Source organism: Paenibacillus sp. FSL K6-2862, from assembly GCF_038005125.1.
In the GTDB taxonomy this organism is placed as follows: Bacteria; Bacillota; Bacilli; order Paenibacillales; family Paenibacillaceae; genus Paenibacillus; species Paenibacillus illinoisensis_A.
The window spans coordinates 4,529,349-4,554,466 of the sequence record NZ_JBBOSN010000001.1; the positions used below are offsets into that span (position 1 = coordinate 4,529,349).

18 protein-coding genes are annotated in these 25,118 nt (G+C 47.0%); 1 reads left to right on the forward strand and 17 read right to left on the reverse strand.

Going from position 1 to position 25,118, the window contains the following annotated elements; translation table 11 throughout:
• Nucleotides 1–237: 237 nt before the first annotated feature.
• The 13 genes from metG to adhE all read right to left on the reverse strand — a co-directional run bounded on the left by metG (nt 238) and on the right by adhE (nt 20,652).
• Nucleotides 238–2,268, reverse strand: a complete 2,031-nt coding sequence (gene metG, locus MHB82_RS20460; protein ID WP_153979301.1) for a methionine--tRNA ligase — start codon at nt 2,266–2,268, stop codon at nt 238–240.
• A gap of 433 nt (nt 2,269–2,701) precedes the next feature.
• Nucleotides 2,702–2,959 carry a membrane protein insertion efficiency factor YidD gene (yidD, locus tag MHB82_RS20465; RefSeq protein ID WP_095359296.1) on the reverse strand — a complete coding sequence of 86 codons (258 nt, stop codon included), beginning with the start codon at nt 2,957–2,959 and terminating at the stop codon, nt 2,702–2,704.
• Nucleotides 2,960–2,961: 2 nt separating this feature from the next.
• Nucleotides 2,962–3,426 (reverse strand): Fur family transcriptional regulator, encoded by a 465-nt coding sequence (locus MHB82_RS20470; protein WP_095290387.1) that lies wholly within the window; start codon nt 3,424–3,426, stop codon nt 2,962–2,964.
• Nucleotides 3,427–3,793: 367 nt separating this feature from the next.
• Nucleotides 3,794–6,046 carry a stalk domain-containing protein gene (locus MHB82_RS20475; RefSeq protein ID WP_095359298.1) on the reverse strand — a complete coding sequence of 751 codons (2,253 nt, stop codon included), beginning with the start codon at nt 6,044–6,046 and terminating at the stop codon, nt 3,794–3,796.
• 265 nt (nt 6,047–6,311) lie between these two features.
• Nucleotides 6,312–7,910, reverse strand: coding sequence for a beta-N-acetylhexosaminidase (gene nagZ / locus MHB82_RS20480; protein WP_095359299.1), 1,599 nt, complete (start codon nt 7,908–7,910; stop codon nt 6,312–6,314).
• Nucleotides 7,907–9,157 (reverse strand): response regulator, encoded by a 1,251-nt coding sequence (locus MHB82_RS20485; protein ID WP_341175706.1) that lies wholly within the window; start codon nt 9,155–9,157, stop codon nt 7,907–7,909. Before MHB82_RS20485 ends, nagZ begins: the two co-directional genes overlap by 4 nt.
• Entirely contained in the window at nt 9,158–10,993 is a 1,836-nt protein-coding gene (locus tag MHB82_RS20490; RefSeq protein WP_095359301.1) for a cache domain-containing sensor histidine kinase, read from the reverse strand.
• Nucleotides 10,994–11,023: 30 nt separating this feature from the next.
• Nucleotides 11,024–11,854 (reverse strand): carbohydrate ABC transporter permease, encoded by an 831-nt coding sequence (locus MHB82_RS20495; RefSeq protein ID WP_095359302.1) that lies wholly within the window; start codon nt 11,852–11,854, stop codon nt 11,024–11,026.
• Entirely contained in the window at nt 11,854–12,738 is an 885-nt protein-coding gene (locus MHB82_RS20500) for a carbohydrate ABC transporter permease (RefSeq protein WP_095359303.1), read from the reverse strand. The genes MHB82_RS20495 and MHB82_RS20500 overlap by 1 nt, the downstream gene beginning before the upstream one ends.
• A gap of 51 nt (nt 12,739–12,789) precedes the next feature.
• Nucleotides 12,790–14,154 (reverse strand): ABC transporter substrate-binding protein, encoded by a 1,365-nt coding sequence (locus MHB82_RS20505; RefSeq protein WP_095290372.1) that lies wholly within the window; start codon nt 14,152–14,154, stop codon nt 12,790–12,792.
• Between the two features lie 249 nt (nt 14,155–14,403).
• On the reverse strand, nt 14,404–15,156 hold the full coding sequence (gene pflA / locus MHB82_RS20510; protein WP_341175707.1) for a pyruvate formate-lyase-activating protein: 753 nt from the start codon (nt 15,154–15,156) through the stop codon (nt 14,404–14,406).
• A gap of 72 nt (nt 15,157–15,228) precedes the next feature.
• Nucleotides 15,229–17,487: a formate C-acetyltransferase gene (pflB, locus tag MHB82_RS20515; protein WP_193724140.1), complete on the reverse strand. Its 2,259-nt coding sequence runs from the start codon at nt 17,485–17,487 to the stop codon at nt 15,229–15,231.
• Between the two features lie 552 nt (nt 17,488–18,039).
• A complete protein-coding gene (adhE, locus tag MHB82_RS20520) occupies nt 18,040–20,652 on the reverse strand; it encodes a bifunctional acetaldehyde-CoA/alcohol dehydrogenase (RefSeq protein WP_110759130.1) in 2,613 nt (870 codons plus the stop codon).
• A 435-nt stretch (nt 20,653–21,087) separates the two neighbouring features.
• On the opposite strand from adhE, the gene MHB82_RS20525 reads away from it, so the two are divergent.
• Nucleotides 21,088–21,804, forward strand: coding sequence for a Crp/Fnr family transcriptional regulator (locus tag MHB82_RS20525; RefSeq protein ID WP_095359308.1), 717 nt, complete (start codon nt 21,088–21,090; stop codon nt 21,802–21,804).
• A gap of 104 nt (nt 21,805–21,908) precedes the next feature.
• Here the strand turns inward: MHB82_RS20525 and MHB82_RS20530 are convergent, their stop codons facing one another.
• The 4 genes from MHB82_RS20530 to MHB82_RS20545 all read right to left on the reverse strand — a co-directional run bounded on the left by MHB82_RS20530 (nt 21,909) and on the right by MHB82_RS20545 (nt 25,113).
• Nucleotides 21,909–22,619, reverse strand: a complete 711-nt coding sequence (locus MHB82_RS20530; RefSeq protein WP_095290362.1) for a hypothetical protein — start codon at nt 22,617–22,619, stop codon at nt 21,909–21,911.
• Between the two features lie 183 nt (nt 22,620–22,802).
• Nucleotides 22,803–23,531: a hypothetical protein gene (locus tag MHB82_RS20535; RefSeq protein ID WP_095359309.1), complete on the reverse strand. Its 729-nt coding sequence runs from the start codon at nt 23,529–23,531 to the stop codon at nt 22,803–22,805.
• 237 nt (nt 23,532–23,768) lie between these two features.
• Nucleotides 23,769–24,065 carry a winged helix-turn-helix transcriptional regulator gene (locus MHB82_RS20540; protein ID WP_148565210.1) on the reverse strand — a complete coding sequence of 99 codons (297 nt, stop codon included), beginning with the start codon at nt 24,063–24,065 and terminating at the stop codon, nt 23,769–23,771.
• Between the two features lie 319 nt (nt 24,066–24,384).
• Nucleotides 24,385–25,113 carry a ThuA domain-containing protein gene (locus MHB82_RS20545; RefSeq protein ID WP_127537906.1) on the reverse strand — a complete coding sequence of 243 codons (729 nt, stop codon included), beginning with the start codon at nt 25,111–25,113 and terminating at the stop codon, nt 24,385–24,387.
• Nucleotides 25,114–25,118 lie beyond the last annotated feature (5 nt).

Genomic DNA, 25,118 nt, shown 5'->3' on the forward strand with positions numbered 1-25,118 from the left:
ACTCCGCATCTCTTAATCGTAAACATTACTGAAAGAATTATAGGTAACCTGAACGTGGTTGTCAAGCGGTCGGGTCCTATTTATTCTCCCCTCGAGCGCAGAGTTCATAACAGTATATGCTTGGTTTGCTACGTTATTAGCCAGGGCAATCAAGAGGAAAGAAAAAAAGCGACCCGATAGTATCGGGTCACCTTCATTCGTCATTAATCAAGCATCTGACTAAATGTTCAACAGAATTTATTTTACTTGTGCACCATTAGGCATATTGTCAGGTACCGTAGCCAGTGTTAATTGGTCTCCATGTGATGCCGCCAAAATCATACCTTGGGACAGCTCACCGCGCAATTTTACTGGTTTGAGATTCGTTACACAAATAACTTTGCGTCCAACCATCTCTTCCGGGGAGTAGAACTTGGCGATCCCTGATACGACCTGACGCTGCTCATAACCAAGATCCAGCTGCAATTTCAGCAGCTTATCGGCTTTTTTGACTGGTTCACAGGCGATAACCTGTGCTACACGCAGTTCCACTTTGGCAAAATCGTCGATGCCGATTTCTTCCTTGCCCTCAGGTGCAGTCACGGGTTCGGATGCTTGCGCAGAATCGCCAGCATTACCTTGTGTGCCATCCGCTTGCGGTTCCGCTTTTTTGCCTCCTGTCATGGCTTCAGCAATATACGCAACCTCCTGCTCCGAGTCGAGACGTGGGAAGATAGGGTCACCCTTTTGCAGAGCATTACCCGCTGGTATTACACCCCACTGCTTAGACGTATCCCATGCTGTAAGTTCGCCCTCCTGAATACCGAGCTGTTCCCAGATTTTATGCGGAGCACGAGTCAGGAACGGCTGCAGCAAGATGGAAGCAATACGCAAACTTTCGATCAAGTGAGACATAACGGATGCGAGTTCATCCCGTTTCGCTTCATCGCGTGCCAGAGCCCACGGCTGTGTCTCGTCAATATATTTGTTACTCCGGCTAACAAATTGGCTGATCGCAGTCAGCGCAACGGAAAATTGCAGATTTTCCATCGCCTGCTCCACTTTATCCACCGCTGCAAGGCCAGCTTCTTCCAGTGAAGCATCGAATTCCGTTACACCCGAAGTAAATGCAGGTGCCTTGCCTTCAAAATATTTATCCACCATCGCAACGGTACGGTTGAGCAGGTTCCCCAGATCGTTGGCCAGATCCGAGTTCACACGCTCTACAAAGCTCTCTGGAGTGAACGTACCATCCGAACCAAATGGAACTTCACGCAGCAAATAATAACGCAGTGCATCCAGGCCGTAACGGTCAATCAGGGTCACTGGGTCAACGACATTGCCCTTCGATTTGGACATTTTGCCGTCCTTCATCAATAACCAGCCATGCGCAAATACTTTTTTCGGCAAAGGCAGGTCAAGCGCCATCAGCATGATTGGCCAGTAGATGGTATGGAAACGAACAATTTCCTTACCTACCAGATGAACATCTGCAGGCCAGAACTGGTCATACAGTGATGAATCGGATGATCCGTAGCCGAGAGCCGTAATATAGTTGGACAATGCATCAATCCAGACATATACGACGTGCTTTGGATCGCCTTTGACTTTCACGCCCCATTCAAACGTTGTACGCGAAACAGCCAAATCTTCCAGACCGGGCTTGATAAAGTTGTTGATCATCTCGTTCTTGCGGGATTCCGGCTGAATAAAACCAGGATTCTCTTCATAATATTTCAGCAAACGATCTGCATATTTGCTCATCCGGAAGAAATAGGATTCTTCTTTGACAAGTTCTACCGGGTGTCCACTATCCGGACTTTTGGCAGCGACAATTTCACCCTTCTCATTCTTCTCCACATCAACCAGTTGGGTTTCCGTGTAGTAGGTTTCATCTGGAATGCTGTACCAGCCCTCGTACTCACCCTTATAGATATCTCCCTGTTTAAGCAAACGATCGAAAATATCCTGTACAACTGTTTTGTGACGTTCTTCCGTTGTACGAATGAAATCGTCATTGGAGATATCCAGCTTGTTCCACAGCTCCTTGATGCCTACAACGATGTCGTCTACAAATGCTTGTGGTGTCTGACCCTTCTCCTGAGCCTTGCGTTCAATTTTCTGTCCGTGCTCATCGGTTCCTGTCAGGTAACGCACTGCATAACCGCGCAGACGTTTGTAACGAGCCATTGCATCTCCAGCTACCGTTGTGTACGCATGCCCAATATGCAATTTGTCACTCGGATAATAAATCGGCGTCGTCAGATAAAATGTTTTTTGATCAGTCATGAAAGACTTCTCCTCCTTCATATGTCATGCTTGCTTTCGCGTTCTTAGCTAAAAAAGAACACAAAAAACTCCCGCCCCTATGGGACGAGAGTAGATCTCACGTGTTACCACCCAAATTCCCCGTGCTTTTTGCAAAACACAGGCTCTGCCGGTCCTTCGACCGCCCATTAACGCTGGATCACGCCTCAGCCTTACGACAGCGTCTACATACACGTCTGCACGCTCGAAAGAGGTTCCTCCAGGACCATATTCCATCCTCCTCCCAGACCGGTTCTCAGCTTATCCGGCTCTCTGCACTGGGGGTGTGTCTGTACTTATCCCTTCACTGGAAATCATTATACGAAAAATATACTGAAATGCTGCCCTCTTTGTCAAGTCGGCAGCAGCACAACTACGACCTTGTCATCCGATCATGCCGTTAATGACTCCACCTTCATCCCTCATCATGTACCATGATCGTTTTTTCTGTCTTTGGCGGAACCAAATCAACGCCACCGGGATGAAACGGATGGCATTTTGCGATACGCTTGGCAGCCAGCAGCGAACCTTTGAATGCGCCATGAACCTCGATCGCTTCCATTGCGTATGCCGAACAAGTCGGATAAAAGCGACATGTAGGTGGTTTCAAGGGAGAAATGTAATTCCGATATACCCGAATCGGCGCCTGTGCCACTCTGCGGGATAGCTTCATTGTTAGTGTTTCCCGTGATTGTGTGAATGCCCAGTGGACACTTTCGCCGGAGCATATTCCGCACAATCTTTGCAGTATCCGAACACTTCGAATTTATGATCCACAACCTGAAACTGTTCTGGAGCATCTGCCAGCTGCATCGGACAAAAAACGATCGGATAGGTCTTCTGACATTTTAGACAGATCATATGATGATGATGGTGGTCTTCGCTGCAATGCGCTCTGAATTTTACACCGTCTTCAAAAATGACCTGCTCCAGCACACCCAAATCCTGCATGACACGCAAGTTCCGGTACACCGTGTCAAAGCTCAGTCCGCTGTAAGTCTTACCCATATATTCATAGACGTCCTTGGGTGTAAGATACCCAGGAGATTCGGCAAATAACCGGGCCAGTGTCTTCCGCTGATCCGTAATGCGAAGTCCCTGTGAGGACATAGTATTAATAATCTGTTCTGTCGACAGCATGACTTCAAGCACCTCCTGTCATACAAGCATTATGCATACATCCTAACAGCAAATCCAAATTAGCAAAAGGCTAGATTACTTAGGTTTATTCGTCCAGATGTTACCCATCGACTTCATGGGAATTACAATTATGCAACGCTGATACCATGCTTGTTATTATAATTCTAATAATGCCTCAAATTCGGATTAGAGTCAACGAAACGACTAGCGCACTGTTCACGTCAGATCATTAAAAAGGACCCCATTCACATGGAGTCCTTCTCTGACGGTTCAGAAGATCATTTCTTCGGGCGACTTTTGGGGTGATCGGGTATATGAAATATAAGCTTTCACTCCAAACCGTCCGTTCCTTGTTGCCTGGTCAAGATTACTTCTCAGCCGGAAGCGGGGTGAACAGCAGATTTACAGGAAGATTGCTTCCTGGTGCCGCTGAAAACAGAATGGTAACACTCTCACCATAAGAGCCTGTGCGATAGAGTACACTTTGCTCGTTAGGAGCACTCAAGGATTTACCCTCGGAAATTTGTACAACCTGACCGTTAACAAGTGCCACACCCGAATATTTACCACCACGAGGGTTGAACGAGATCAGCGTACGCGGTGCTACGTTATTCAGTGTAATTTTATAAAGCACACCAAAGTTACCGGCGTTGGAAGCATCTGTGTAGGCCATCGGGTCTGTTCCGACCAGGTTTGGATCACTTGCATTGTCACCAAGTGGAAGACGGGAAGGCTTCGCACCTACTTCTTGATCATACGTAATGACACGTGTTGCATTCGGGTAAGTCCCCCGGTTGTGAACACCGTCACGATCCAGCACTGGCAGCGTAGACCATACTTCCAGCGGATCCTTGTTTTCTTCAATCATAATAATGTTGTAATCCAGTCTGTAATCGCTGAATACATCGGAGTACAGGGAGATCACTTGGCCCTTCTTCATCGGCAGAGCACTAAGTTCCGTAAGAACCAGTTTGCTCTCTCCTGGCTGCAGGACCACGTCCAATTTGCCAGTGCCTTCCTGCATGGATTTGAACCAGCGGTCAATCGATAGTTTCCCAGCTACAGTAGCAAACGGAGATGGACCCGCGAAGCCCATGTTTTGCTGCTCCAATGTTGCCGGATACATATTGTTGTTGGTAGCCACAACGTACATTTTTACGTTTTTACCTGTATTATTCACGTGGTGAATCATAAAACGTGTTTGTCCAATCGAAGATTCCTTGTAGACAATTCCTTCGCTATTAACGGTTTCCGGACTGTTACTGCGAATCAGAATGCTTTGCTCATCATAGTAAGTGTATGGAACTTTCTCCATGGCAGGTACTTCTCCACCATTGAAGGTAAACTTCCCACCAACCGGTGTGAACAATTGATTGAAATCAGAGAGAGTGTACAGCGTTTCGCCCGTGATATTAATGATTTTGGAATAGCTGTCACTCAGACCGTGTTTGTCTGTAACTGTAATCGTAATGGTCTTCGGTCCTGGAACAAAGAATGCCAGTGCGTTGTTGTCCCACTCTGTTGTCTCAATGGCATTTTCGTCGTCTGTGCTTTGATCAATGTAGGTGATCTTTTCACCCATTTTGTACTCTTCCTTGTCTGTAGTGAACATCGCTACAGGAGGAAGATTCGGTTTTTGGACCTGGATTGTTACAGAGTAAGGATCACTCCATTGACCGCTTGAATCCTGGACAGCATACGTTACCGTATATGTACCTGGTTGGTCGAACGAATCCTGACGGCCAGTCCAGCGCTCATCCACAATGTCCAGTCCTTTGGGAGAACTGTATTTCGTTGTGTATGTTACGTTGTCACCGGCAAAAACTTCTTTGGGTACCGTGAAACTGGCTACCGGTTTGGTACTCAGTTTCAATACCACCGTTTTGGCGGATTGGTTCACTGTATAAGTAATATTGAGTGCCTGTGTAATTGAAGTCAGCGGCACCATAAACGTATTCTTTTGTTGGTAAGCAGCGCCCTTCATCGTTCTTGCTTCACCATTAACGGTATAGATTTTGCTGTTGGTCTTGAAACGCAGTTCATCTTCCCCGCTAATAATGATTGTTTCCTTGGTCGTGTTGTCATATTTCACATCATAGCCAACTCGGTCAACCAGCGCGCGGATCGCTACATAGGATACACCATTTTTGACAGCCATCGGCTGTCCAGCAAGATATGTCTTGCCATCCTGCACCATTTTATTGCTGTTCATGTACAGCGTCAGGTCTCCACCGGCAGTACCGGACTGACCACTAGTGGAAGGCTGCTCAACCTCTACAGGTGTAGGTGCTGGCGCTTCTTCCTCTGTACCTTCTGCATCTTCAGATTCAGCAGGAGCTGCAGGGTCAACTGGAGTAACGTCCGTACCTGATGAATCTGTGGATTCAGGGTTCGTCTCCTCCGTTGTATCGTTATCGGATGTCTGTGTACCTGATTGATCTTTTACTTCGGATTCCGCTATGGTTTGTTCTTTCTTAATAACCTCAACGGATTTAACTTTGGCTGTATTCACTGGTGTCGAATCGCTCTGATCAGCTGCAAGTGCATTCGCAGGAATGGCTGCAAACGCCTGAAAAACAGCTAAAGCGGTAAGTATAGACAGTTTCTTCTTCAAATTCATTCTTTTTCTTTGGCTCCTTCTGCTCCCATTTTATTAATATCCCCCTCAAAAAGTCATACTATTAGACGCTTGTCACCGGGAAAAGTTGCTAAAAATAATAGATTAGAAATGTAAAGTTTTAATAGAGCGAAAACACTATGAAAATAGTTAGTTATCATTTCATCATTCATTCAAAGATTCAATTGGTTTATTCAACCAAAAAGCCTTACCATTATATGGATGAATATCACCACATAATAGTAAGGCCATCTTTTTCACTTTAAAGTTAACTTAATCGGACGGGCAAGCTTCCACTCGGATTCAGTTCACCCGTAATTAACGAGGAGAGTGCACGTACCACGGCAGGTGTGTTTTCATAAGTACATACGTAAGCTCCCGGTCTGGGTATTTCCAGCAGATCATAGGGATTACGCAAAGCTACGACAATTAATGAATGGTTTACACTTAGCCGTTCAATCAAGTAACGCTGACCTTTGGGAAGAACCCCAGCCGAGGTGTACGTGCATACAATGACTTGTTCTCCCTCCATTACACTTTTCGTAATTCGTTCTGCTTCTTCATATGACGGCTGTGTTGTTATTTTATGCTCCCGAACATGTTTTTTGTATTGCCCAAGCACCATCCCAAGTGAATCCGAATGAGACCAAGGTTCATCTACCTCTGTTCGCTGTACAACCTCTGGCCATATAATAAACACATTTTGTTCGGGCTTTAATGGCAGTACACCGTCATTATGCACTACGGTAATGCTTTTGCATGCAATTTCATCTAACAGCAACTTCTCCGGAACGGATGAAAACGAATATGGCATACTTGAATCTTCACTCGATTGATCACTTGATTGATTACCGCAGCGTCTTTGCTTCCAATCCACGACACGCTCCAGCGCCAGGTCAATGATCTGCTCTTCGATGTCTCCATGGCGGACCGCTTCTACCACTGCATCTATTGCTGCAATTTGCTCCTCCAGGGTATGACTGACCAGAATCAAATCTGCTCCCGCCTTCACTGCACGAACAGCCGCATTCGCAACCCCATATGGTTTGGAGATCGCGTGCATCTCCAGGCAATCTGTAATGATAATTCCTTTAAACCCCATTTGTTCGCGCAGTAATTCATGTAATACGTTACGGGACAATGTTGCAGGAATAGGCTCAGGTTCAATTGCCGGGAAAATCACATGTGCGGTCATGATGGCATCCACACCTGCCTCAATGGCCCGGCGAAAAGGCCGCAGTTCCACCTGCTCCAGCCTTTGCCATTCATGCGGAACCGTTACCATGCCAAGATGTGAATCAACAGCCGTATCTCCATGCCCCGGAAAATGCTTCGCTGTCGTAGCAATGCCGCTGGACTGATATCCAGCGATGGCTGCCGCACCATGGACAGCGACGTTCTCCGCATTTTCTCCATAGGATCGCACGCCTATCACCGGATTAAGAACATTATTGTTCACGTCAACAACGGGCGCAAGATTCATATCGATCCCAATCCGCTTAAGCTCGGCCCCAAGAATCCGTGCACATTGATACGTGTAGTCCGGATGACCTGTTGCGCCAAGAGCCATGCTTCCCGGCACTCGGGTAATCCCGTCCTTATCAATTCTCGCAACCATACCGCCTTCCTGATCTACTGAGATCATAAGCGGCAGCTCACTGCTTTTTGCGGCCAAACTCTGCAGCTCGGCAGACAAACGGGTCAATTGTTCTACACTTTCCACGTTGCGCCTGAAGTAAATAACACCCCCAACATGGTATTCCTGTATCAAGCGCGTAATCTGTTCATCCACTTGCTGTCCATGAAAGCCGCACATAAACAGCTGACCCACCTTTTGCTCCAGTGTGAAATGTCCCCATGCGCTCATGTCTGCATTTCCTCCTCCAATGAAGTGGCTATTCTATGGCTTTGCCTGTATTCGGACGGCTTCATATGAAAATGTTTATGAAATACCTTGGAGAAATAACGCCGCTCTTTATAGCCCGTGGCTTCCCCAATCGACGTAATGCTCCATTCCGTTGTAATCAATAACATCGCTGCTGTTTCCATCCGTTTCTGGGTCATATATTCAACAAATGTAACCCCCACATGACTTTTGAACAGCTGACAAAAGTAACTCGAACTGATTCCCAGCCAATCCGCTACCTCATCTATGCCAAGATCATGATCCAGATGTGTATCCATATACTCACATGCAGACTTGATCCATTCCGAAACCGAAGGACGCGAGGCGCTTTGTTTCTGACAGTGCCGGTATCGCTCAATAATCTGGTGGTCCAGACATACGGGCGTATCATCAAGAATAATCCTTGCCTTCATTGCTGAGTCTGAAGCAAAGATGGCATTAAGCCTCTTTTGAATACGCTGAGCTAGTTGATCTGCTCTGGTCTCCCATCCAAGCGAAGCCTTGAGCAATATGCCCCATTCCCCCTTACGGACATGAGTTATGATGCTTCCTTCTATTACTTCTGTTAGACCTTTAAGAATGGTATGGATTTCATCATGCCATTGCTGATGCTGGTCAGCTGTCCAGCCGATGGAATGGCGGAAATAACCTTCTGCATCCACAAGGATCAGGACATAGCGATCTGCAGAGGGCAACGTTTCCGAAGATTGCACTGGGAAGCATGCCAGGTTTTCCTTATCACCCCGCAGCAAGTCTGTCACATGTTTGTGCCTGATCCAGTTTTCCATTTCTATACTTCGATGGCGTTCAGACTCACTTGTTACTCTCTTCTGAATAATTTGTTCAGTTAACTCACGTAATTTGTTCTCTAGATCCGAGTAATCAATAGGTTTGCATATGTATTCATGTACATTGTAACGGATGGCCGTTCGGGCATATTCGAACTGCTGATATCCGGTCAGCAAAATAATTTCACATGACTCGCCCCGCTCGCGCAGGATTCGAATAAGTTCCAAACCATCCATGGTAGGCATGCGGATATCGCACAGCATGATGTCAGGATGGCAATCAGCCACCTTATCCAGTGCTTCTATTCCACTTCTGGCCGTGCCCGTAATTTCAATCCCCATGTCTTCCCAGGGCAGGATCAGTCTCAAATTTTCCAAAATCGGCAGTTCATCATCAACAATCATTGCCGTCAGATTCATCTAGGCATCCCCCTGCTCATATCGTGGAATTATGCATTGAATCACTGTCCCATGTCCTGGAGCAGAACAGATAAATATGCCATATCCCGCCCCGTATCGAATTCGTATCCGATCCGCCACACTTCGTAAGCCGAGTCCCCGGCGTTCAGCCATGGAGGATAGGGAGTGCTCCCCTTCTTTTGCATGCGAATGTTCCGGAGGATCTTCTGCCATGTATTCGAATCTCCCCATTATTTCCTGGGGAATGCCAAGCCCGTTATCCTCCACTTGCAGTATCAGATTATGGTGCAGCTCAAACGCACGGATTCGAAGTACTCCCTTGTACTCAATACCCTCGAAACCATGCTGAATGCTATTTTCTACTAACGGCTGCAAGGTCAGTTTAAGTACGGAGGATGCATATAAATGAGTAGGTATATCCACTTCGTACGTGAACAATTCGCTGAATCTGTATTGCTGAATTTCAAGATAACTCTGGAGATGCCTTACTTCCTCGCCCAGTGGAATTTCTTCCTGATCCTGAATACTGATCCGAAGGATATTGCCAAGACGGTTTACCATTTCGCTGACTTTCCGTCCCTCTCCTCGCATGGCCAGCCCGTTGATAGATTCCAATGTATTGAACAGGAAGTGTGGCTTGATCTGAGCCTGCAGCACACGCAGTTCAGCCTTGGCCTTTTGATGCTGCTCTGCCCTCACACGGCGAAACAGGCTTCCAATCCTGTCCAGCAGTTCATTGAACCCATGGGCAAGAAGCTGCATCTCATCGAATCCTTTTCCCTCTACCCGTGCGTTGAAGTCACCATCCTCGACTCGCCGCATGAAGCGGACCAGCACCGCAATATTGCCTGTAATCCGATTCATGAAAAACAGGTTGAAGACCATCGCAGCAAGAAGACAGACCAGAATAATGATCACCGACCAGCCTGCGAATACATTGGTTTCGGCCGACAACGCTTCCCACGAGGTTACACTGATTAAACTCCAACCGTAGTTTTTCAGATGATACTGGGACAGGATACTCTCCGTGCCATCAAATACCGTTCGGATGCTGCTGAAACCGGGTCCATAACTGGCGGCATTTACACCGAGGTTATCCATATTCTCCCCGCTGTACTGCCCGGATGGGTCATAGACTACCAAACCTTCTTCATTAATTAATAGAAAGGACGTATTTTGTGCGGAATCACTGATCTGCAAATGCCGGAAGATGCGATCGATCTCCCCTTTTTTTATTTGTACCACCAGAATCCCGATATTTTGAAAATAACTGAGTTCCTTGACCAGCCTGATCTGCGTAAAGACAGGATCATTACCGGTAAGTTCGGGATACTCAAGCGGGGCAAGCCATTTGGGCACGCCATTAAGCTGATGGATTTCCTGAAATAAAGGATGTACCTTGAATTGCTGAAAAGGAAGCGCTTCAAAATTTTCTTTAGTGAATATGGAGACGATCTGATTGTTCTGGGACGAACGCAGATCATATAAGAAAGCATAGCTAATGAACGGATAGTTATATAGAAGAGATCGGAAATTGCGCTGGCTGGCATTGAGCGATAATTGATTACCGGTCCCGAGATCCTGCTTGGTCGGGTCTTTGGCGTTGAGTGCCATTTGAAATACCGACGTGGCGATCCCGTTATCCGTGACATTGTTTATCTGCTGAAAAACATTTTCGATATTGTAACTAATGGCCTGGAGGGCATATTCGGCCTGTTGGTTGTATTTTTTCTCAATCGTGTGCGAGGTGACCAGGAACATCCCGATACCCAGTGCACACATCGGTACAATGATTAACAGCAGAAATGCCAAGGCCAGCTTCATGCGCAAGTTCATATCCGTTCTCCCCAATAACCGCGAAGGCCATCAACCCTTGACACCGCCTGCGGTCACACCTTCAATGATTTTCTCCTGTAGTATGGCGTAAATAACAATGACAGGCACAACACTATATACAATTCCTGCGGACATCTGGGCATAGTTCATCTGGTACTGATCACGAAACTGGACCATGCCTACAGGCAGGGTGCGCAGCTTATCTGTAGATAGGAAATAATTGGCGAGCAAAAATTCGTTCCAGTTGCCGAGGAAATTCACGATAAATACCGTAACGATGGCTGGAACTGTAAGAGGTATCACTATTTTAGCAAAGATCCCTGGGGCCCTCAAGCCATCCATTACCGCTGCTTCCTCTATCTCTCCGGGAAGTGATCTCATAAAAGCAGCCAGTATAATAATCGTAAAAGGAATTGCATTTGCTACATAGGGAACAATCAAAGCCAGATGCGTGTCCAATATGCCCAGCTTGCGGACGAGCAAATAAATGGGCAGCATCAGCGCATTGTTCGGAATAAGCATGCCGGCCAGTATAAGACTATAGAGAAACAGGCTCCACTTGCGGTGTCTCATCCGGGTTACAGCAAAAGCAAACATGGCGCCCAGTATAATGGTACCTGCCGAAGAGAGCACCGAAATGTACATGCTGTTCCAGAAATACGTACCAATCTTGGCGTTGACCCAGGCTTCCACGTAATTGCTGAACACCCAGTTAGTTGGCAGACCAAAAGGATGAAGAGCAATTTCATTGTTATCCTGTTTGAAAGAAGAGAAGATAACGAATAAAAAGGGAAATAAAATAGCGATTAAATATAACATCAACAACACATGAGGAATACTGGCTCGTATATTCTTTACCATCAATACTCCACCCTTTCGTTGTGCCTTGCCACGAGCAGTTGGTACACAGCCGTCAGCACAAGTGTCAGAGCAAAGATCAGAACCGCTACCGTATTGCCGTACCCATATTTAAAATTGGTAATCGCATATTTGATCATATACGTAGCAAGTACCTCGGTGGAGCCGGCCGGTCCGCCTTTAGTCATTACAAGCACAATATCTGCTGCCTTCATCGCTCCGGCAATGGACAGCATGATGACAACCGAAATAATGGGCCTGATGAGTGGCAGCGTGATTCGGGTGGCCCGCTGTACTGCCGTAGCACCATCGATGGCTGCTGCTTCATCCAGGTCACGAGGAATGGCGAGAATGGCCGCCAGTACCATAACAATGTAAAATCCGGTCCACTGCCAGGCATTGGTCACAAGAATGGACAGCATCGCGAAACGATTATCCGAAAGCCAATAAACCGGCGGAATGCCAAACGTATTCAGCAGTTGATTCAATAGCCCAATGTTGGGCTCATAGATAAATCCCCACAAAATACCGATGACCGCCGTCGACATAATGGAAGGTAAAAAAACAGCCGTTTTGTATACTCCCTTTAATCGTTTGACATTGGCAATAAGCAATGAGAATAATACAATCAGCGGAACCTGGATCAATACGGAAAATCCGATAAAAAAGCCATTATTCCGTGTGGATATCCAAAACCGTTCATCGGTTAAAGCCTTGGCGTAATTCGACAAACCCACAAATCGTGGGTCTGTCGAAACGCCATTCCAGCTGGTCAAGCTATAGTACAGTGAGCTGCCAATCGGATACAGGAAAAACATGACAAACAAAATCAATGCCGGTAATACAAACAGCGTGTAGATGAGTGGGCTGCGGAGTGAAGTGTTCATATTCAGCCTCCTTCAGTAACTTCAGTTGCAGCTTTGGGTTGAATAGATTCATTATTCCACGGAAGCGTTGGCTTCCTCCTGAACTTGCTGCAGCTCCTCTGCCATCTTCTCCGGCGTGGTCTGTCCGCCAATTAGTTTTTGAATCTGCAGATTGCTGATCTCGGTGGTCACATCCGCCTGTACCAGTGCATCAAAGGCTGGAAATGATGTCTGGGATGCATTCAGGACAGCAACGATCTCCTTCATCAGCTCGTCGGTAATGCTGTCCGTTAATACCTTCTCATCCAGCTTCATGGCAGGAAGGACTCCATCCTCCACAAGTCCACGCACCTGCATGTCTTCATTATAGAAATTTTTGATGAACGCTTTTACCGCTTCCAGCTTCTGAGGATCTTCCGCTACAGATGCCGAGAAGCCATATCCATTATTGACATCACGCATGAGGGAAGTCTGATCTCCTACGCCATTCTCTACCGGCGGCATATTGAAGAATCCAACCTTACCGATCAACGATTCCCCGCTCTGTCCTTCCTTGAATACAGATGATTTCCATGTTCCGTCATACATCAATACCGCTTCACCACTTGTGAATTGAGTCGTATACTCTGCGTATTCGAAGCCAAGCTCGCCTTTTTTGAAATACCCCTTATCGACCCATTCCTTATGCTTCGCAAAACCTTGAATCACACCCGGATCGGTCCACTTGGCTTCACCAGTTGCAAACTTCGCAGTAATCTCGGGACCGGCATAACGGGACCACAGATGGTTCGTCAACATCAGTGGGACCCAGCCCGCCTTGGAAGCAGAGGCAAGCGGCACTTTCCCATCCGCTTTGATCTCGGCCAGCATGTTATCTAGCTCAGCCATGGTCGTTGGTGCTTGCCAGCCCTTTTTTGCAAAATATTCTTTATTATAGAAGAAACCTTCGCCTGAACCACCTATCGGCAGTCCATACACTTTGCCTTCATACGTGAATGGTTCAAGGGATGTAAACTGATCCTGAATGCCCAGCTCTTGCAAAATCGGTGTCAGATCCAGCAGCATGCCTTCCTTGGCATACACTTTGGAGTCCGGGCTGCCGAACAGTTCGAAAATATCCGGTGGATTGCCGGCCGCCATTTCCCCGCGAAGCTTTTCCTTCCGGTTCACATCCGATTCAACCCCGTCCAGCGTAAAGGTCAGATTAGGGACCTCACTTTCCACTTTGTCGACGACGTCCTGCAGAATGGCCAACCGTTTCTGTTTATCCGCCCCTACTTGGGTGTGACGCAGCAGCATTTCCACTGGTTCCTTGCTCGTCTCCGGTTCGGAGCCTGAGGCTCCCTGCGGATTTTCGTTCCCTGAGCCCGAACATGCAGCCAGCGTCCAGGACGTTACCAGCAGCAGTGAGAGCAGCATTATCATTCTTTTTTTCATCGTCGTTGACCCTCCTCGGATATTGCGCAATTGGTTTTACACTCTGATTATAAAAAGCCGGAGCTACCATCGTAAGGATGACAATTCATCAATGAGGGGATAAAATCCTTCACTGAACAAGCCTTTTCGTAATCCTCATGTAAAATGCAAAAAAAACAGCCCTTGCGACGTCTGTCGCAAAGACTGTTTGAAGAGTGGGTCCATTTTTAAGGAATGTTCATTTTCTATCGGACCCATGGATGATATGGATCATTTTGCCTGAGTAAGTGTGCCTGTCGTTTCTTTCCGCCCCTGTTCAATCAATCGATAAGCCCGTTCCACTTCCTCTTCGGTAGGAGACGGAACGCCGTCAAGCGGATATACTTTTCCGAGTGCCTGCCATTTGTATATGCCCATCTGGTGATACGGCAAAATCTCAAACTTCTCCACACCGTTCAATGTACCGATATAACGCCCCAGGTTAAGCAGATCTTGTTCATCATCATGAATGCCTGGCACGTATACGTGCCGAATCCACATTTTCCGGCCATGATCCGATAACCAGCGGGCCATCCGAAGTGTTCTTTCATTGGATTTCCCGGTAAGCTTGATATGCTTTTCATCATCGATATGTTTCAGATCCAGCATGACCAGATCCGTATGGTCCAACAAGTCAAGAATACGATCAGGTTCATTGTAACCGTTGCTGTCCAGAGTGGTGTGCAGTCCCCAGCGCCGCTTCACTTCTTTGAAAACCTGGCCTACGAAATGAGCCTGCAGCGTCGGTTCGCCTCCCGATACCGTAAGTCCGCCACCCGAACTGCGATAATAGGTCAAGTATGGCTCGATCTCTGCGAGAACTTCCTCCACGCTCATATCCCGGCCTCCATCAAGCGCCCATGTATCCGGGTTGTGACAATATTGGCATTTCAGGTGACATCCCTGCATAAAAAGCACGAAGCGGATGCCTGGGCCGTCAACCGTCCCGAAAGTTTCGAGTGAATGAATATGTCCGTTAACCATGCTGCCTCTTCCTTTCTGTATCCGCATCCGCTGTGCGTTTATGATGGTGATCTACTCCTGTTTACCGTGTTATTACATCGAACCGTGGAAGGTCCGGTTAATGACATCCAGCTGCTGCTCACGCGTCAATTTGATGAAGTTTACGGCATAGCCGGATACCCTTACGGTCAATTGTGGATAATTTTCCGGATGCTCCATGGCGTCAATCAACTGCTGACGATCGAACACGTTCACGTTCAGATGGTGAGCACCTTGACCGAAATAACCGTCCATCATGGCAACCAGATTGGATTTGCGGGTATCGGACTCTTTACCGAGTGCTTTAGGCACAATCGAGAATGTGTTGGAGATACCGTCCAGGCTGTGTTCGTAAGGCAATTTGGCTACAGAACCCAGGGATGCCAGAGCGCCTTTTTTGTCACGTCCATGCATCGGGTTGGCACCTGGAGCAAACGGTTCGCCTGCTTTACGTCCATCCGGTGTTGTACCGGTTTTTTTGCCATACACCACATTGGATGTGATGGTCAATACAGATTGGGTTGGAATGGCATTGCGGTACGCTTTATGTTTGCGAATCATGCCCATGAAGCTCTCCACCAGTTCAACCGCGATGCTGTCGACACTGTCTTCATTGTTACCGTAACAAGGGAAGTCTCCTTCAATTTCAAAATCAACGGCGATTCCTTGCTCGTTACGAATCGGTTTAACTTTTGCATATTTTATTGCACTCAGGGAGTCGGCTGCGACGGACAGTCCGGCAATACCACAGGCCATGGTACGTACGATATCGCGGTCATGCAGAGCCATCTCGATCCGTTCATAACTGTATTTGTCATGCATGTAGTGGATTACGTTAAGGGTATTCATGTACAGTTTAGCCAGCCATTCCATCATCGGTTTGAACCGTTTCATGACCTCATTGTAGTCCAATACTTCGCTTGTAATGGCCGGATATTCCGGTCCGACCTGTGCTCCGGATTTCTCGTCGCGTCCACCATTGATCGCATACAGCAGTGCTTTCGCCAGGTTGGCACGAGCGCCGAAGAACTGCATTTGTTTACCGATCTTCATGGCCGATACGCAGCAGGCAATCCCGTAATCGTCTCCGTAGATTGGACGCATCAGATCATCATTTTCATATTGGATGGAGCTGGTTTCAATGGACACTTTGCTGCAATACTCTTTGAATGCCTCCGGAAGTTTCGTAGACCAGAGTACGGTCAGGTTTGGTTCCGGTGCTGGTCCCAGATTGTGCAGCGTGTGCAGGAAACGGAAGCTGTTTTTCGTTACGCGTGTTTCCCCGTTCACGGACATCCCCCCGATGGACTCGGTTACCCATGTCGGGTCACCGCTGAAGAGCTCGTTGTAGTCCGGTGTACGCAGGAATTTGACGATCCGTAATTTCATGACAAAATGGTCAACCAGTTCCTGAGCCTGTTCTTCGGTCAGGAGGCCTTCCTGCAGATCACGTTCAATGTAGATATCCAGGAATGAAGATACACGTCCAAGGGACATCGCAGCACCGTTTTGCTCTTTAATCGCAGCCAGGTAACCGAAGTACAGCCATTGGAACGCTTCTTTCGCTGTGGTAGCCGGCAGGGAAATATCGAAGCCATGCATTTCGCCCAACTGCTTCAATTCCTGCAGAGCCCGGATTTGTTCGGATAACTCTTCACGCAGACGGATGACATCTTCGTCAATGACATCCACTTCAAGAGCGTTCAGCTCTCCTTTTTTGGCGCGGATCAGGAAGTCCACACCGTACAGAGCAACCCGGCGGTAGTCGCCAATGATCCGGCCGCGGCCGTAAGCATCAGGCAGACCCGTAATGATGCCGGCTTTGCGCGCTGCGCGCATCTCGGATGTATATGCATCGAATACACCCTGATTATGTGTTTTGCGAATATTAGTAAATATATCAATGACTTCTTGAGGCATTTCGAAGCCGTAAGCCTGACATGCATCAATCATCATGCGAATTCCGCCTGTTGGCTGAATGGAACGTTTGAATGGAGCATCCGTTTGCACACCGACGATCTGTTCTTTCGTTTGGTCCAAATACCCTGGTTGGTGAGACACGATCGTTCCCGGAGTGTTTACGTCCACATCCAGTACACCGCCGTTATCCCGCTCTTTTTTGGTCAGATCGGATACGATGTCCCACAGGTCTTTGGTGTTCTGTGTCGCTCCTGCGAGAAATGCTTCATCCCCGTAATACGGAGACAGGTTGTGTGCCAGAAAATCATTCACATCCACGGATTTGGTCCATGTGCCTTTCGTAAAGTTTCTCCAGCCTGTTTGTTGTTTTACGTCTTTTTCGATCACCGACATAGTAATCCCTCCACAAATTTGGATTTCCGGACACATGACAGGGTGCAAGCAAAATCGTCTCATCTGTGCCCAGAGCCGCGATTAATGTGAACTTTTTCACATATCAGCCGGAACACGTTCTCTCTACATGGGAACCGGAACCGCGGGATGGATGTTTTTCTTACATTTTCAGTATACGTCTTGCGGGTTTCACCATCTGTGATTTTTATCACAAAGTTAGTGAACTTCCTCACTCCACCACTGCAGGATCAGGGTGAACCCCATAATTATTCACACTTAGCCACTGCGCAGCCAGAACAACTTCCGATCGCTGTTATCACTGGATTTTTTTCATTTCTTATTCTAATTGGGAAAATCCATTGATAAAGGCGAGCGCTTCGCTTCTTCAGTTTTTTCTGTCCTCTCCGTTATTGTGTGAATACCAAACCGTTCAACGGATTCCCAACGGATTCCGTCATCGACAAAAAGACGGCAATCGGGGCTCCCCTCCCGGGGAACCCTGAACCTATTGCCTTAACCTTAAACTCGTTGATTGCTACTTTACGATACTGTTTATTCAAACCGTCCGTAGAAGGCATTGCGGTAAACGTCTGCCAGTTCAGTCACCAGCGGCAGTTTCGGATTAGCGGTTGTACATTGGTCTTCGAAAGCACGATCGGCCAGGTAATCTACATGAGCTTCAAAGTCCTTGGCATCAAATCCGATTTCCTGGAACGATTCCTCAATACCGAGTGTTTTGTTCAGTTTGCGGATTGCATTGATGAGGCTGTTCACCCCTTCTTCTGTAGTACGTGCAGGCAATCCCAGAATTCGGGCAATTTCCGCATACCGCTCATCTGCCACAAAGTGCGAATATTTCGGGAATGATGCAAATTTGGTCGGTTTTTTCGCGTTATAACGAATGACGTGCGGCATCAGGATTGCATTGGTACGTCCATGTGCAGTGTGATACTGTCCGCCCCATTTATGCGCCAAGCTGTGGTTAATCCCCAGGAACGCGTTAGCAAAAGCCATACCGGCAATTGTCGAAGCATTATGCATTTTCTCCCGTGCCAGTTTATCCCCTTGCAGTGCCGATTGCTCCAGGTATTGGAATACCAGCTGGATGGCTTTGATCGCCAGACCATCGGTGTAATCATTTGCCATAACCGATACATACGCTTCGATGGCATGTGTCAGTACGTCCATACCTGTATCTGCAACGGCTGTTTTTGGCAGTGAATATACGAATTCAGGGTCTACGATGGCTACATCCGGTGTAAGCTCATAGTCAGCCAGTGGATATTTGGTGTTGCCCAAATTCTTATCTGTGATTACGGCAAACGATGTTACTTCCGATCCTGTACCCGAAGTTGTCGGAATCGCTACGAATTTTGCTTTTGATCCAAGGCGTGGGTATTTGTAGATCCGTTTACGGATATCCATGAATTTTTGCTTCAGATCGTTGAAGTCCGTGTCCGGATATTCATAAAACAACCACATGGCTTTGGCAGCGTCCATTGGTGATCCACCACCAAGAGCGATAATGCAGTCAGGCTGGAAGCGGCGCATCATTTCCGTACCACGGTCTACCGTTGTGGTTGATGGATCGGGCTCTACATCCGAGAATACTTCGATTGCTACCGGCATTTGGCGTTGACGCAGGTAATGCTCCACTTTTTCCACATAACCCAGTTTGACCATCATGGCATCCGTAACGATGGCTACGCGAGTAATATCAGGCATTTTGGCCAGATACTGCGTTGCTCCTTTTTCGAAGTACACTTTGTTCGGCACTTTGAACCATTGCATATTCACGGTACGGCGAGCCACCCTTTTTACGTTGATTAAGTTGACGGCAGTGACATTCGATGAGGTCGAGTTACGACCATATGAACCGCATCCCAGGGTCAATGACGGCATGTTGGTATTGTAGATGTCCCCAATGGCGCCGTGTGTGGATGGCGAATTCACGATAATCCGTCCCGTTTGCAGACGATCCGCGAATTTGCTTATAACTTCTTCATTATTCGAGTGAATAACGGAGGAGTGACCCATGCCGCCAAAAGCAACTACTTCTGCAGCACGCTCAATCCCTTCAGCTGCCGTTTTTACTTTGTAACAAGCGAGTACCGGACTTAATTTCTCTGCAGACAGCGGGAATTTAGTGCCGACGCCTTCAATCTCTGCTACAAGAATTTTGGTGCCAGCCGGAACCTCGATACCACACATTTGCGCAATGGTTACTGCCGATTGACCGACAATCGCCGGGTTAACCGCACATTTCTCCGCATTGATGGCACCTGCTGTCAATTTCGCAGCTTCATCCTTGTTGACGAAATAACAACCGTTCGCAATCATTTTCTTTTTCACCTGATCGAAGATCGGTTCTTCGATGATGACCGCTTGCTCGGATGCGCAGATCATACCGTTGTCGAATGACTTGGACAAGATCAGATCCGTTACAGCCTGATTGATATCTGCTGTTTTCTCGATAAAGCAAGGTACGTTCCCTGGTCCAACGCCGAGTGCCGGTTTACCACAGCTGTACGCTGCGCGTACCATGCCTGATCCACCTGTCGCCAGAATGAGCGCCACATCGTTATGATTCATCAGTGCATTCGTGCGGTCCATGGAAGGATCATCAATCCACTGGATACAGTCGGCCGGAGCACCATGCTTCACCGCAGCTTCGAGCAGAATTTTGGCGGCTTCGCGGCTGCAGTTCTGAGCGGAAGGGTGGAAACCAAAGATGATCGGGTTACGTGTTTTGATGGAAATCAGCGCTTTGAACATCGTGGTGGATGTCGGATTGGTCACCGGGGTAATACCCATGATAATGCCGACAGGCTCCGCTATTTTCTGGAAGCTTTCATACTCGTTATCTTCAATAACACCTACGGTTTTGTCATATTTGATACTGTGGTATACATATTCTGTTGCAAAGATATTTTTGGTGATTTTATCCTCATACACTCCGCGGCCGGTTTCTTCCACCGCCATTTTGGCAAGCATCATGTGTTTGTCCAGGCCTGCCAGTGCCATGGCTTGCACAATGCGGTCAATCTGTTTTTGATCCATGGACATGAATGCTGCGTGTGCTTTATTCGCTTTGTCAATTAACGTTTGAATATACTGACCTGCTGTCGGTTCTTTTGTTGGGGCGACTTCGTTCTTTACAGCCATCTCCCTCATCCTCCTAAAGGTTCGTATTGTTTTTTGGTTTGTCTCTCTTCTTTACGTACACATCGTAACATGTCGAAAAGGTTAATTATGTGATTATTTTCACAAAGTATAACAAATTTAATTTAAGTTTTTTGAGTTCCTTCCACTGGTCATTTTCACTTCCTATTTAAACTATATAGCTGTTAAATGCAGCCTTCCCTCTCCAAAGTGAATTTAATCACAATGTTTGAAATTTCGCCATTTTTGCCCCCTTTCCATGCCCCTCAAACGGTAAGATTAGGTATATACTGAACTTAAAAATTGAACCACCGCAATTTGTACCGTCCTCCCCGGCGGAGATGACCTAATCAGGACGGTAACTGTTGCGGCGAACCACGGAGTGCGGACTGCATGATTGTAATCCCCCTCCGGTGGATACAAAGGGGAGATAGACTTATGAGAGAACAACTGAGTGTCATGGAAAAACGCGGCAATACCAACTGTTTCTCGGAAGTGAATTTCAATCATCTGCTCGTAACCATGAAAGACCGTACCTTTCCTGAAGGGACCCACCTGTATTGGGAAGGTGATGTGTCCGACAAACTTTATTATATGAAAAGGGGCCGTGCACAGATCACGAAATCAACGGATGAAGGCAAAGAGCTTATCATGTACATGTACCAGTCCGGTGATATGATTGGTCAGGCAGATCCGTTCTTCGGTTCCAAGCATACGTTCTCGGCCGAAGTGCTGGAAGACAGTGAAATCGGTGTACTGGAGCACAAAGACCTGGAGATGCTGATCTGTCAGCATTGTGACTTCGCCATTGATTTTATGAAGTGGATGGGCATTCATCACCGCTTAACTCAAACCAAATTCCGTGACCTCATGTTATACGGCAAACCTGGTGCGCTCTGTTCCACCTTGATCCGGTTGTCCAATTCTTATGGGGAGCCTCACGGCGATCACGTGATTATTCATAAAAAAATTACCCACACGGATCTGTCCAACATGATTGGAGCTACCCGCGAAAGTGTGAACCGGATGCTTAGCGATCTGCGCAAAAAAGATGCTATTGAATATGATAACGGCATGATTGTTATCAAGGACCTGAAGATGCTCCAAGGCATCTGCCATTGTGAATTATGTCCCAATGAAATCTGCCGTATCTAAGCATTAAGTGCTTGGAGTCATCACCTTTCAGTAATGAGCTTAATCTATAAGTGACATGAAAAAAGCCCGTCCTCCTGCAGAGGTCCGGGCTTTTATAATTATGTTTAAGATGCCGTTAACTGTAATTTAACCGCATCCCGTGGATTCAACTTCATATCCAAACCGTTTTCCATCAGTTCCTTGTCATTCACCATGATCACCCAACGCTGATTCATGCGTGGAACGACATTTTCAACCGAAACGACGTATTTGTTATTTTCCGACATTCTGACGATGCCGCTGGACTTAAGCACATCCCGAACCGTGCACTCCTGGATATAGACACCCGCATATTGACGATTAAGGTCTGGCATAATATTGCCGCCGCTGATCTTGAGCAGGGTTGTCTGATATGCAACACCTTCTCCTTTACTGTCGGCGGCTTTTACGTAAATGATCACTTCATCTTTGGCATGAAGCTCCATGCCCCAATTTTCCGGATCAATATCCTTGCCGTTTAGCTTAACTGCCCAGCTTAGCGAGGAATCAAGTGAAACTTCCCCTACGGATTGAATCCGCTTGCCGTCGGCCGTAAAATCAACCAGACCACTGTTCAATAGTGCCTTCTTTAGCGTGAGTCCTTCACTAAAATCCCTCTTGATCGACTTCGTTGCATCAGGCAAAAAAGTGCTTCCATCGACAGCAACGGTAATGGTATTGGAAGTATCGGTCTCCTTGACCACCGGCTGTTCAGAAGGCTGTGTCTCTGTACATCCGGCTAGAATTGCCATGATAAGCAAACATAAACCGATGTAACCGGGGAACTTCTTCATCATGTCGGTAACACCACCCTGCGTAAAATCTTCACCCTGTTGTCCATAACCTCTATTATGGCACAATATTCATTCAAAAAAAGTGTCAATGCCGTTACTTTTCTTCCATATTCCTTCCTGCAGCACAAAGAGCCCGCATGCGGGCTCCTTCGTTTGGATCGTTCAACCCTTATATTTATTTACCCTCTATTGAACACAAGCCTGCATATAAGTCCGGCCCCCGTCCCCATTTTTCAGGTACGGATTAAGCCCATGGAACTGTTCCTCCGACACATAAACTCCTGTCAAAAGTCGCCCTTCGAGCAGCTCTCCATCCATCTGTACACAGAATGTAGGAGCTGTTACGTATTCCTGATACAGCCGGATCTGACTGTACGGATGGTGAATTTTGAAGAGCTTGCCCTGCTCATGCAGGGGACGTTCTGAGAAGTATGTCGGTACAATGTACCGGGCGATGACATCCAGCTCTTCTGTGGTATAAAAAGCTTCATCACCAAGCCAGGGTGCCAGCAGCCTGATTTTTTCATATTGAGACCATACAATGGCTTGAATTAGCATTTCGGGCTTCACATATCTTCGTTTCCCCGCAGCTCCAATAAGCTGACCACGTGGAAAATCATCATCCAGCTTATCCTGCACAGATCCCGGGTATCTTAACTCACAACCAATGCATTTCCAGCCTGACGATGTCTGAATCCACTTTTGCAGGACGACCGGAGCCACTTCCTGCCCAGTGCTGTTTCCGAGTGGAACTGCTTCCCCTGGGTCCTGGTTACCCACGCGGGGATTAACATAATATTTAAACAGTTCCGCAGCTTTTTTGTAAATCAGATGAACCTGAATGGATGCGCTCTCAAGTTCCGCAATATCTTGTTTGCCGTAGCGTACTTCACGGGATAAGCTTTCTTCTCTCATGACAAGTGGCCTCCTCGCTCCGGCCGCCTGCGGCCATTTTTCTTAAATTATACTATAACTTCTGTAAATATGTGCAAGACCTGCAGGAAAAAGGTGGTTTCTTTCTACATTCCTGTATATTGAACTGACAAGCTATGATGACTGATTAAACATATAAGACAAAAAACTCCTGATTTCAGCGAAATCAAGAGCTCTCTGTTGTCAGGTCACATCATTGAGCCTGGACATATGAATCGTTTAATCTACCCATTGCTCTGCCCAGTCCTGAATTTGGTTCATTACTGGCTGCAAAGCTTTCCCTTTTTCTGTTAGCTCGTATTCAATACGAACCGGTGTCTCGGGATAAACATGACGAATCAGAATACCTTCACTCTCCAGATCTTTCATCCGTTCAGATAACATCTTGTCACTCATGGACGGAATCAGGTTGGAAATATCCTTGAATCGCTTAGACCCACTCATCAACGTTTGAATAATTAGACCGTTCCAGCGTTTGCCCAAAAACGAGAATGCCGTCTCAAAACGCGGACACATCCGTAAATCTTGGCCTTCCACATTAATCACCTCTTTAGAGATCACTGAACTTACATTTAGTTAGTATATTTCATAATAACACATTTACGCCACAAAGAAAACGTCTGCCGTAAAAAAGTTAAAATTTAATAGGCATCTTTGCACTTTGACTATACAACAAGTATACCTCAGGACGATTCGATGAACCATGGCAAATATCGTATAACTCCCATGTACCTATCTTACCCAAAAAGAACCCATCTGCCACAGTCATACTTGACTCGGAGAAGGGTTCTTAGGTATAGCGTTTCATTTGCCCATCAGATACTACTTTTGCGGCCTAGACCAGCACGCCACCAAATGGTCTTACAGGTTCGCTCTTGCCAAATTGAGGCTTGAAGCTGCGGGCAGGATACGCCCATTTTACTGCATTGCTGATCACTCTCAGAATTTCCGGCTTGTAATACGTCGGATAGGTTTCATGGCCTGGACGGAAGTAGAAGATTTTGCCTTCACCGCGACGGAACGTACAGCCGCTTCGGAATACTTCCCCACCCTGGAAGTTGCTTACGAACACGAGCTCATCGGGTACCGGAATATCGAAGAATTCACCGTACATTTCTTCCTTTTCAAGTACAATTTTGCCTTCAATCCCATCCGCAATGGGATGAGAAGGATTAACACACCATACGATCTCCTGCTCGTCAGCTACACGCCATTTCAGATCACAGCTGGTGCCCATCAAGGCCTTGAACGGTTTGGAGAAATGCCCGGAATGCAGAACAATCAGTCCCATGCCGTTCAGTACTCGCTGTGCAACCTTCTGTGAGACCTCGTCGCTTACACGATCATGTGCCATATGTCCCCACCATATCAGCACATCTGTGGAATTCAGCACCTCATCACTTAAGCCGTGTTCAGGCTGATCCAGTGTAGCTGTCCGAATCGCAAATCCTTCGCCGCCGAGTCCGTCTGCCAGCGCCCGGTGCAATCCGTCTGGATAGACTTCCCTTACTTCATCGTGAATTTTCTCATGGACAAACTCATTCCAAATGGTGACGTTAATCATATTCA